This is a genomic window from Paraconexibacter sp. (assembly GCF_041602235.1).
Classification (GTDB): Bacteria; Actinomycetota; Thermoleophilia; order Solirubrobacterales; family Solirubrobacteraceae; genus Paraconexibacter.
This window is the reverse complement of sequence record NZ_JBFIGP010000299.1, coordinates 1-4,523: the sequence shown is the minus strand read 5'-3', so window position 1 is coordinate 4,523 and position 4,523 is coordinate 1. Positions and strand designations below refer to the sequence as shown.

The 4,523-nt window shown below is 73.6% G+C and carries 4 protein-coding genes; 2 read left to right on the top strand and 2 right to left on the bottom strand.

Annotated features, from left to right (window positions below):
* Both ABYE80_RS17490 and ABYE80_RS17485 read left to right on the top strand, forming a co-directional pair.
* Positions 1 to 441 (top strand): response regulator (locus tag ABYE80_RS17490; protein ID WP_372791589.1); only part of this gene is annotated, 441 nt, incomplete at its 5' end.
* Positions 438 to 2,417: a response regulator gene (locus ABYE80_RS17485; protein ID WP_372791588.1), complete on the top strand. Its 1,980-nt coding sequence runs from the start codon at positions 438 to 440 to the stop codon at positions 2,415 to 2,417. The genes ABYE80_RS17490 and ABYE80_RS17485, both read left to right, overlap by 4 nt.
* Before the next feature lie 330 nt (positions 2,418 to 2,747).
* Here ABYE80_RS17485 and ABYE80_RS17480 read toward each other — a convergent pair whose 3' ends face one another.
* Complete coding sequence (locus tag ABYE80_RS17480) at positions 2,748 to 3,992, bottom strand: molybdopterin-dependent oxidoreductase (protein ID WP_372791587.1); 1,245 nt, start codon at positions 3,990 to 3,992, stop codon at positions 2,748 to 2,750.
* The coding region (locus tag ABYE80_RS17475) for a class I SAM-dependent methyltransferase (protein WP_372791586.1) at positions 3,965 to 4,523 on the bottom strand (559 nt) is incomplete at its 5' end. The genes ABYE80_RS17475 and ABYE80_RS17480, both read right to left, overlap by 28 nt.

Below are 4,523 nucleotides of genomic sequence, written 5' to 3'. Positions count from 1 at the left end.
TCCTGCCCCGCGTCGTGCGACCCGTCGAGCACGCGGTCCCGGTCGGATAGGGAGGCGGTCGTGGGGGCACGAATACTCATCGTGGACGACAACCCGATGAACCTGAAGCTCGCCCGGCTCGCGGTGATGACCGAAGGACACGAGGCGGACACGGCGAGCGGAGCGAGCGAGGCGTTCGACCGGCTGGCCGAGCACCTCCCGGACCTCATCCTCATGGACCTCCAGATGCCCGAGGTCGACGGCATCGAGCTGACCCTCCGTCTGAAGGCGGAGGCTCGCACCACGCACATCCCGGTCGTCGCGCTCACGGCCGCCGCGATGGAGTCCGACCGCGAGCGCGCGCTGGACGCGGGGTGCGAGGGGGTCATCCTCAAGCCACTGGACACCCGCGGCCTCGCGGAGGAGCTCGCCGGCTACCTCGGTCGGCGGGAGGCGGCATGAGCGCGCAGACGGTGCTGATCGTCGAGGACGATCCGGGCACGCGGAAGCTGCTGCGGATCACCCTCGAGAGCTACGGGTGCCGTGTCCTGGAGGCCCGCGACGGAGCCTCCGCGGTCGACCGCCTGGACGACGCGCCGGATCTCGTCGTGCAGACCCTCCTGCTGCCCGACATGGACGGACTGACGCTCCGAGAGCGCATCCGGGAGCGGCGACCGGACACGCCGGTCATCGCGATCTCCGGGTACGCGCAGCGGCTGTTCGGCGATCAGGCCTCCGCCGCCGGCTTCGCGGACCGGCTGCGCAAGCCCGTCGAGCCCTCCGCGCTGCTCAGCGCCGTGCAGGCCTGGCTCCCCGCCGTGGGGAACGACGTGGCACGGGGGACCGCCCGCGTGCTCGTGGTCGATGACACGGACATCCAGCGCAAGCTCACCGTCCTGCGGCTCCGCGACGCGGGCTACGACGTGCTCGAGTGCGGCGACGGGCTCTCCGCACTGGACCTCGCGCAACGCGAGGTCCCCGACCTGATCCTCACCGACGTCCTGATGCCCGGCCTCGACGGATTCGAGCTGTGTCGGCGCATCGCCGATCACGGCGCCACGGCCGGCACACCCGTCGTCCTGGCGTCGTCGGTCTTCGTGGAGGAGGCCGACCGCGACCTGGCCGTCCGCGCCGGGGCCGTGGGCTACGTGACGCGCGAGCCCGACATGGCCGAGATCCTCGAAGCCGTGCGCCGCGCGCTCGTCGACCCGCCCGTGTCCGTCGACACGACCGCCGACTACGACGAACTGCATGCGCAGCGACTCGGGCGCGCCCTCGCGCACCAGGCGGCGGAGCACTCCAGCCTCGAGGACGAGCTGACCCGGCGAGACGCGCAGCTCGCCGTCCTGACCGGGATCTCCGAGACGCTCGCCCGCGCGACGGACCCGGCGACCGTCATGGAGGAGATCCTCGCGAGGTGCGTCGAGGCGACCGGTGTGGCGGGGGCGCAGTTCCGGGCGTCCACGCCGGCCGGCGGGCCCACGGTTCCGCCGGTGACGGTCGGGGATCCGCCGAGCGTCCCGCAGGACGCGGTCGAGGTGGCGGCCCGCGAGGACCGGACGATCGTGCGCGACGACGGCATCGTGATCGGGCTGCGCAACGACGGGACCGACCTGGGGGTCGTCGTCCTGGGCAGCCGCGGTGAGCCCTTCACCGGTGAGCAGGTCCAGCTCTGCCAGGCGATAGCGCGCCAGCTCTGCCAGGCCGTCGCGCTCGCCCGCGGTCAGGCGGAACTGGTGGGCTCACGCGAGGAGACCATCGAGCGTCTCGCGACCGCCGTGGACTTCCGCGACGGCGGCACCGCCGACCACGTCCGCAGGATGAGCCAGTTCAGCAGCGTGATCGCGCGGACGCTCGGCCTCCCGCCCGAGCGCTGCGAGCTGCTACGCATCGCCAGCGCCATGCACGACATCGGCAAGGTGGCCACCCCGGACGCGATCCTGCTGAAGGAGGGCCGGCTCACCGACGAGGAGCGGGTCGAGATCCAGCGCCACGCCGAGATCGGGCACGCGATCCTGAGCGGGTCCGGGTCGGAGCTCCTGGATATGGCGGCCACGATCGCCCTGAGCCATCACGAGCGGTGGGACGGTGCCGGCTACCCGCGCGGCCTGAGAGGCACGGAGATCCCGCTCGAGGGCCGGATCGCGGCCGTCGCGGACGTGTTCGACGCGCTCATCAGCGACCGTCCCTACCGGCCTGCCATGCCGCTCGCGGACGCGCTGCGGATCGTGCGAAGCGGCCGGGCCACGCACTTCGACCCCGCGGTCCTCGACGCGTTCGAGGAGGCGGTGGACGAGCTGACCGCGCTGGGCGGCTTCACCACCCCGGCCGAGCCGTGGGCAGCGGCGGTGGCTCGGGGGGCGCGGGCGCCGCGGGATGCCGGAGCGCGCGCGCGAGCAGCATCACCCCCGCCAGCGCGAGCACCCCGAGCGCGGTGAGCAGACCCTCCCAGTAGTCCTGGGGCAGGATCGACGGGTTGTTGCCCAGGCGCCCGTTCCCGGTCAGCACCGGGATCGCGATCACGAGCAGGGCACCGGCCACGAGCAGCGTGCCCTGCACGACGGGACGGATGCGGCGGGGCACTGCACGGCCGATCAGCAGCCCGAGCAGCATCACCGCGGGAGCCAGGAGCGCGTCGTGCGCGACCAGCCCGCCGAGGAAGAACACGACCCAGCTGCCGGGCGCCGTCTCGTCGGCGTGCCGCAGCAGCCCGACCAGACCGAACACGATCATCGCGGCCCCGGTCACGCTCAGCAGGCGGCGCGCGATCACAGGACCTCCAGTGAGGTGACCCACTTCGTCTGCTGGACCCCCGGGCGGTTCGGGGCGATCAGCCGGCACGGGAAACCGTGATCGGGATGCAGCTCCTCACCGTTGAGGCGCAGCGCGAGCAGCGTGTCCGCGTGGCGGGCGTGGGGGACGTTGAGCTCGCTCTGGCGATAGGCCCCACGGGGCTGCATCGAGGTCACGAGCACTTCGGCGTCGGGCGATGCGCCGGCCCGGTCGAGCAGGTCGCGCACCCGGACGCCGGACCAGCGAGCCCCGGAGCTCCAGCCCTCCACGCAGGTGATCGCGAGATCGGCCTCGTGCTGCGGGAGGGCGCGCAACTCCTCGAGCGTGAAGCTGAGCTCGCGCTGCACGCGGCCGCCCACCGTGAGCCGGTAGGCCGGGTCGCGGATCAGGTCCGTGACGCGCGCACCCACGGCGCTCTTGTTGACCGGGACCCCCTGCGGGCCGCTGTCGGGCAGCCGTGGGGCCAGGACCGCGAGGCCCTTGAGCGGCCGGACGGTCTGCCCGACCGTGGTGAGCGTGACCGCGCCGACCGCCGCGGCGGTCGCGGTCAGCAGGCCGCGGCGACTCAGCCCGTCACCCGGGGGCTCCGGGGACACGGCCGCGCTGCGCGCCTTCCCCGTCCGGCCCACGTTGCGTCGCACGATCGACAGCTGGGCGCCGATGTGCACGAGCAGCGCCCCCATGACGATCCACGACGTCCAGTAGTGGGTCGCGGTGAAGGCGAACTCCCACGGGTACCACCGGGCGGTGTTCAGCAGGCCGCTGAACAGCTGGAAGATCGAGCCGGCGACCAGCGGGACGAGGGAGAGGCGGGCCAGCGCGTGGGCCGGGTCGCGGACCGGCGGCCAGGTGAAGAACTTGGGGTAGACGACCCACAGCTTCACGAGCAGCAGCGGGATGGCCGCGATGCCCGTGGCGACGTGGAGTCCCTGCGTGACGCGGTAGAGCCAGGCCGGCGCGGCCGGCATGGACAGGATCCCGATCTCCCAGGGGTCCTGCGCGAAGTGCGACACGAGGCCCGTCGCGAAGCACGTCATGAAGCACACGCCGAGCGCGATGCCCAGCAACGACGCGAGGCGCTCGTCGTGGAGCCGGGACGGAAACGCGTCCTCGTCGAACGGCCCGGTGCGGAGGTGCCCGAGCTCGCGCTCGAGGGCCTCGCCGATCGCGCCCTCCTTCAGCAGGGTCTCGCTCAGGCTGCGACGAGGCCGCAGAACCACCGCGATCCCTCCTCGAACCGGTCGGTCACCCGCAGTCCGGCGGACCGGGCCACCACATCGATGTCGTCCGCCGCGACGTGGGCCCAGGGGAACCAGGCGCTCGTCTCGCGCCCGTGCTCGAGCCGGACACGCACGCGCACGGTCGGGGTGCCGGGAGGGCTGAGCTCCACCACCACCCGCCCGTGCGTCCGCAGCAGCGTCGCGCAACGGCGCAGCAGCCGCGCGGGACGCCCGCCGATGCCGACGTTCCCGTCCAGCAGCAGCACCTCGCCCCAGCGGCCGGCGGCCGGCACCCGCCCGAACACGTCGCCCCGTACGGCCGCAGCGCCGCGGTTGCGCGCGACGAGGACCGCGGCGGGGGACACGTCGATCCCCAAGGCGGTGACGCCCCGGCGCTGCAGCGCGGCGACGTGCCGGCCCGGGCCGCAGCCGACGTCGAGGACCGGGCCGTGGAGACGCTCGATCACCCGGCGGTCGACGGGGGTCACCGCGCCGATCCAGGTCGCCAGCGGGACCGGTCTGGTCGTCCCG

What these genes read in the sequence shown, in the direction of transcription:
- ABYE80_RS17485 (WP_372791588.1), top strand. Translation starts at nt 438, where the DNA reads ATGAGCGCGCAGACGGTGCTGATCGTCGAGGACGATCCGGGCACGCGG.